Raw genomic sequence first — 2,360 nt, 5'->3', positions numbered from 1 at the left:
CCGTCTTTGATATGATCATGAAAAGCGCCTTTGATTTTAAGGCGATATTCGGCGGATTTGCCGGTAGCGTGATCGTCTACGGTATCAAGCGCGGCCTGTTTTCAAACGAAGCTGGCATGGGTTCTGCGCCAAACGCGGCCGCTGCTGCTCATACTAGCCACCCGGTTAAACAAGGACTCGTGCAGGCGATGGCGGTTTTTATAGATATGACGATCTGCGTGGCTTCTGGCATGATAGTGCTTTTCTCGCAGGCCTATATCACAAAGCAAACGGGCGCCAGCGGCGAGCTACTAACCGCGCTTCCTTTGGTGCAGGCTGCAATGCGCGAGTACTACGGCGAGATCGGCCTTCACTTTACGACGCTTGCGGTGGTGCTTTTTGCCATCACGTCGCTGATCGGCAACTACTACTACGCGCAGGCAAATATCAAATACCTCACCAAAAACCACAAAATCGCCATGGCATTTAAGGTTACGGCGGTCGCAATGATATTCGTCGGAGCGCAGATGAACCTAACTATCGCCTGGAACATCGCCGATATCACGATGGCGGCGATGGCTACGATAAATATCGCGGCGATCTTTATGCTATCAAAAGTCATGATAAAAGCCCTAAAAGACTACGAATCGCAAAGAAAAGCTGGGCTAAATCCGGAATTTGACCCTGAGAGCATAGGTATCGCAAACACAACTTGCTGGAGAAAAAAATGAACATAAACGGACAACTTTTAAATTTACAAACCCATAGAAAAGTCGCCAAAGTCGGCATGAGCGTCACTTTAGCGGCCGTTTGCGTTACGGCTTTGGGAATGCTCGGACGTAACAAAGGCGGCTTTAAAAAGTGGCACGTAGCCTCAGGCGTCGCGTTTATAGGTTTTTCGCTCTATCACGCGGGCCTCTACGAAAACGGCTTTTTTAGAAATATGATCGTAAACGCAAATAAGAAAAACGCCGAGGCAAAAAGGCTAGCAAGCGATGATCAAGATAAATGACGCCGAAATTTTAGCCTACATCGGCGAGGATCTGCCCTACTTTGATCTTACGACCTCGCTTCAAGGCATCCGTAAAAACGCCGTTTTAACCATACTGCCGCGCGAGGACGTGACGGTTAGCTGCGTAGACGTCGCCGCTCGCATCGCGCATTTGCTAGACTGCGAGGCTCAAATTTGCGTCCCAAACTCAGCCGTCGCAGCCGCAAAAGAGCCGATCGTAAAAATCAGCGGTAGCTACGATAATGTGCACAAAGCCTGGAAACTAGCGCAAATTTGCCTAGAGTACGCCTGCAAGATCGCCACCTACGCAAGAGCGATGAACGAGGCGGCAAAAAGCGTAAATCCAAAATGCGAAATCCTAGCCACGCGCAAGAGCTTCCCGTTTGCTAAGAAATTTTGCCTAAAAGCCGTGCTTGAGGGCGGCTGCGGCATACATAGGCTAAATTTGAGCGATAGCGTGCTGTTTTTCAAAAATCACATCAAGGCTTATGGCTCGTATGAGGAGTTTTTGGGTCAAATTTCAACCTTTAAAGCAAAAGCTCCCGAGCGCAAAATCGCCGTCGAATGCGAAAATTTAGACGACTGCGAAGCGCTGTTAAAGGCGGGTGCCGACGTCGTGCAGTGCGATAAATTTACGCCCGAGATGGTAAAGCAAGCGGTAGGCTTGCGAGATAAAATCGCTCCAAACGCAGCCCTAGTCGCAAGCGGCGGGATAAATCTAAAAAACGTCCGAGAATTTGCCACCACAGGCGCAGACGCACTCGTTACGTCAGCTATGTACACGCAAGGCATGGCCGACATCACGGCGATTTTAGAGATAGTATAATTTGCAAATTTGACGGACCGCTTGGCGAGTCAAATTTGCGCTTGAGTTTAACGTATAGCTATCTCAAATTTTCTCATTTTCTATCCTTTTTAAAGAATTCCTGTATCATTTTTTGATTACATACGTCTAAATACTTCTCCCTACCGCTATCACAAGATATCCCATATCCTCTCGACTCGCTTCCAAAAGCCTTTATAAAGCTTTCGCCTAACGCTCCTTGGTATCTTACGTTTTCGTATATATTGTCGGCTAGTATCTTGCCCGTTTTTCTATCTTTTATGATTCCGCCGTAGTTAAAGCTTAGACCGATCAGGTCGTCAAGAAAGGTTTTGATATTCGGAGCCGGCTCTATGCGCCAGTCCGTCATCCTATTTTCTTTTTCAAATACCAACTCTATACAAGCTATCTCATCTTCATTGATTTCTTTGCGAGCTATGCATTTGCCTTCGTAGATTTGTTTGTAGTATTCCATCTTTTTATCTACGTCTTGCAATCTATCTATAACCCACTCTATTTGATAGTCGTCCCATGTAAATACTTTGC

At 47.0% G+C, this 2,360-nt stretch carries 3 protein-coding genes and 1 pseudogene; 3 read left to right on the top strand and 1 reads right to left on the bottom strand.

All coding sequences use genetic code 11. The features are described from left to right. From Q0314_RS09690 to modD, 3 genes are all read left to right on the top strand, one after another. Positions 1-710 (top strand): alanine:cation symporter family protein (locus Q0314_RS09690; protein WP_298058575.1); only part of this gene is annotated, 710 nt, incomplete at its 5' end. Further along, entirely contained in the window at positions 707-991 is a 285-nt protein-coding gene (locus Q0314_RS09685; protein WP_298058574.1) for a helicase, read from the top strand. The genes Q0314_RS09690 and Q0314_RS09685, both read left to right, overlap by 4 nt. Further along, positions 975-1,817 (top strand): ModD protein, encoded by an 843-nt coding sequence (gene modD / locus Q0314_RS09680; RefSeq protein WP_298058573.1) that lies wholly within the window; start codon positions 975-977, stop codon positions 1,815-1,817. Before Q0314_RS09685 ends, modD begins: the two co-directional genes overlap by 17 nt. A 73-nt stretch (positions 1,818-1,890) precedes the next feature. Here the strand turns inward: modD and Q0314_RS09675 are convergent. Then, positions 1,891-2,360: pseudogene (locus tag Q0314_RS09675) on the bottom strand (hypothetical protein); the annotation flags it as partial.

Source organism: uncultured Campylobacter sp., from assembly GCF_938040115.1.
Taxonomy (GTDB): domain Bacteria; phylum Campylobacterota; class Campylobacteria; order Campylobacterales; family Campylobacteraceae; genus Campylobacter_A.
Note: the sequence above shows the minus strand (reverse complement) of the source record. Positions and strands in the feature narration are given on the sequence as shown.

Coding starts and splice junctions, on each gene's coding strand:
- modD (WP_298058573.1), top strand. CDS start 975: ATGATCAAGATAAATGACGCCGAAATTTTAGCCTACATCGGCGAGGAT.
- Q0314_RS09685 (WP_298058574.1), top strand. CDS start 707: ATGAACATAAACGGACAACTTTTAAATTTACAAACCCATAGAAAAGTC.